Source organism: Pseudomonas citronellolis (assembly GCF_029335315.1).
GTDB lineage: Bacteria > Pseudomonadota > Gammaproteobacteria > Pseudomonadales > Pseudomonadaceae > Pseudomonas > Pseudomonas citronellolis_A.
On sequence record NZ_JARJLT010000227.1, the window covers coordinates 1 to 3,658 of the forward strand.

Genomic DNA, 3,658 nt, shown 5'->3' on the forward strand with positions numbered 1-3,658 from the left:
GCACCGCGCACGAACTGGCGGCCCTCGGCGCCCATGTGGTGCTGGTCGGACGCAAGGCGGAGAAGCTGGAGAAGACCACCGGCGAAATCGTCGAGGACGGCGGCAGCGCCAGCTGGCACAGCTGCGACATCCGCGATGAAGAAGCGGTGAAGGCGCTGGTCGCACAGGTGATCGCCGAGCGCGGGCCGATCCACCACTTGGTCAACAACGCCGGCGGCCAGTACCCCGCGCCGCTCGCCTCGATCAACCTCAAAGGCTTCGAGGCGGTGGTGCGCACCAACCTGGTGGGCGGCTTCCTGATGGCCCGCGAGGTGTTCAACCAGAGCATGAGCAAGCACGGCGGCAGCATCGTCAACATGCTCGCCGACATGTGGGGCGGCATGCCCGGCATGGGCCACTCCGGCGCGGCGCGCGCGGGCATGGAGAACTTCACCAAGACCGCCGCCATCGAGTGGGGCTACGCCGGGGTGCGGGTCAACGCGGTGGCGCCGGGCTGGGTCGCCTCCAGCGGCATGGACACCTACGAAGGCGCCTTCAAGGCGCTGATCCCGACCCTGCGCGAGCACGTGCCGCTCAAGCGCATCGGCACCGAATCGGAAGTCTCGGCGGCCATCGTCTTCCTGCTCTCCCCCGGCGCCGCCTTCATCAGCGGCAACACCATCCGTATCGATGGCGCCGCCAGCCAGGGCAGCCGCGCCTTCCCGCTGAGCAAGGCGAAGCCCGGGCAGAGCCGCTCGTACAACGGCTTCCATCGCGCCTACCTGCCCGACGTGCTGAAGGACCAGGAGTAAGCCATGCCGGTGATCCAGTCGGAAATCGATACCCAGGGCGAAGACTTCGCCCGCAACCGCGAGGCCATGCTGGCCGCCGTGGCGAGTTTCCGCGACGTCGAACAGAAGGTGCTCGACAAGGCCGCCGAGGCCAAGCCGAAGTTCGACAAGCGCGGCCAGCTGCTACCGCGCGAACGCCTGAACCTGCTGCTCGACCCCGGCGCGCCGTTCCTCGAGCTGTGCTCGCTGGCCGGCTACAAGCTGCACGACGACAAGGACGGCACCCAGGCCGGCGGCGGCATCATCTCCGGCATCGGCTACGTCGCCGGGGTGCGCTGCCTGGTCACCGCCAGCAACAGTGCGATCAAGGGCGGCACCATCTCCCCCACCGGGCTGAAGAAGACCCTGCGCCTGCAGCAGGTCGCGGTGGAGAACAAGCTGCCGCTGATCGCCCTCACCGAGAGCGGCGGCGCCAACCTCAACTACGCCGCGGAGATCTTCGTCGAGGGCGCGCGCGGCTTCGCCAACCAGGCGCGGATGTCGGCCATGGGCCTGCCCCAGGTGACCGTGGTGCACGGCTCCTCCACCGCCGGCGGCGCCTATCAGCCGGGGCTGTCGGACTACGTGGTGGTGGTGCGCGGCAAGGCCAAGATGTTCCTCGCCGGCCCGCCGCTGCTCAAGGCCGCCACCGGCGAGATCGCCACCGACGAGGAACTGGGTGGCGCCGAGCTGCACGCCCAGGTCGCCGGCACCGCCGAGTACCTGGCCGAGAACGACGCCGACGGCGTGCGCCTGGCCCGCGAAATCCTCGCCGCGCTGCCGTGGAACGCGCAGCTGCCGGCGCCCGTGGCCAAGCGCTGGGACGCGCCGCTGTACCCGGCCGAGGAACTGCTCGGCATCGTCCCGGCCGACGCCAAGAAGCCCTACGACGTGCGCGAGATCATCGCGCGCATCGCCGACGGCTCGCGCTTCCTCGACTTCAAGAACGAATTCGACGCGCAGACCGTCTGCGGCCACCTGCACATCGAGGGCCAGGCCTGCGGGCTGATCGGCAACAACGGCCCGATCACCCCGCAGGGCGCGGCCAAGGCGGCACAGTTCATCCAGCTGTGCGAACAGAGCGCCACGCCGATCCTGTTCCTGCACAACACCACCGGCTTCATGGTCGGCACCGAGTCCGAACGCCTGGGCGTGATCAAGCACGGCTCGAAGATGATCCAGGCGGTGGCCAACGCCACGGTGCCCAAGCTGACCCTGGTGGTCGGGGGGTCGTATGGGGCCGGCAACTACGCCATGTGCGGCCGCGGCCTGGACCCGCGCTTCATCTTCGCCTGGCCGAACAGCCGCACCGCGGTGATGGGCGGCGCCCAGGCCGGCAAGGTGCTGCGCATCGTCACCGAGGAAAAGCACGCCAAGGAGGGCAAGGAAGCCGACCCGAAGATGCTCGACATGCTCGAACAGATGACCGCGCAGAAGCTCGACGCCCAGTCCACCGCGCTCTACGGCACGGCGAGCCTGTGGGACGATGGCCTGATCGACCCGCGCGACACCCGCCAGCTGCTCGGCTACCTGCTGGACATCTGCGCGGAGGCGGCCGTGCGGCCGCTGAAGAACAACAGTTTCGGCGTTTCGCGATTCTGATCGCAGGGCGCATGACGGCGAATAAAGCGTTCCGCTTTATTCGCCCTACCTGAATTGAAAGATCCCACGGAGAACAACAAATGATCTTCACCCAGGAACACGAAGAACTCCGCCGCACCGTCCGCAACTTCGTCGAGAAGGAGATCAACCCCTACGTCGACGAATGGGAAAAGGCCGGGCGCTTCCCGATCCATGAAGTCTTCAGGAAGGCCGGCGAACTCGGCCTGCTGGGCATCTCCAAGCCGGAAAAGTTCGGCGGCATGGGCCTGGACTACAGCTACTCGATGGTCGCCGCCGAAGAGTTCGGCACCATCCATTGCGGCGGCGTGCCCATGGCCCTCGGCGTGCAGACCGACATGTGCACCCCGGCCCTGGCGCGCTTCGGCTCCGACGAGCTGCGCGAGGAGTTCCTGCGTCCGGCCATCGCCGGCGAGATGGTCGGCTGCATCGGCGTCTCCGAGGTCGGCGCCGGTTCCGACGTGGCGGGCATGAAGACCAGCGCGCGCAAGGACGGCGACGACTACGTCATCAACGGCAGCAAGATGTGGATCACCAACTCCCCGTCGGCCGACTTCATCTGCCTGCTGGCCAACACCTCCGACGACAAGCCGCACGTCAACAAGTCGCTGATCATGGTGCCGATGAACAGCAAGGGCATCAGCCTCAGCCCGCACCTGGACAAGCTCGGCATGCGCAGCTCGGAAACCGCCCAGGTGTTCTTCGACGACGTGCGCGTGCCGCAGCGCAACCGCATCGGCGCCGAGGGTTCGGGCTTCATGATGCAGATGCTGCAGTTCCAGGAGGAGCGCCTGTTCGGTGCCGCCAGCGGGATCAAGGGCCTGGAGTACTGCGTCAACGCCACCATCGACTACTGCAAGGAACGCAAGACCTTCGGCCAGGCGCTGATCGACAACCAGGTCATCCACTTCCGCATGGCCGAGCTGATGACCGAGATCGAGTGCCTGCGCGCCCTCACCTACCAGGCCACCGAGCAGTACATCCGCGGCAAGGACGTCACCCGCCTGGCCTCCATGGCCAAGCTCAAGGTCGGCCGCCTGGCCCGCGAGGTCACCGACGCCTGCCTGCAGTACTGGGGCGGCCAGGGATTCATGTGGGACAACCCGGTGTCGCGCGCCTACCGCGACACCCGCCTGGTGTCCATCGGCGGCGGCGCCGACGAGATCATGCTCGGCATCATCTGCAAGCTGATGGGCACCCTGCCAGGCAAGAAGAAGGGCTAAGTGCTG

General features: G+C 67.5%; 3 protein-coding genes. All 3 read left to right on the forward strand.

Translation table 11 applies throughout. The features are described 5' to 3' along the window. Nucleotides 1-791, forward strand: a 791-nt coding sequence (locus P3W75_RS17995) for an SDR family oxidoreductase (protein WP_276228674.1), incomplete at its 5' end; no start/stop codon positions are given. Between the two features lie 3 nt (nt 792-794). Continuing rightward, complete coding sequence (gene atuC / locus P3W75_RS18000; protein WP_276228675.1) at nt 795-2,411, forward strand: geranyl-CoA carboxylase subunit beta; 1,617 nt, start codon at nt 795-797, stop codon at nt 2,409-2,411. A gap of 80 nt (nt 2,412-2,491) precedes the next feature. Further along, nucleotides 2,492-3,652 (forward strand): citronellyl-CoA dehydrogenase, encoded by a 1,161-nt coding sequence (gene atuD / locus P3W75_RS18005; protein WP_276228676.1) that lies wholly within the window; start codon nt 2,492-2,494, stop codon nt 3,650-3,652. Nucleotides 3,653-3,658: the final 6 nt, after the last annotated feature.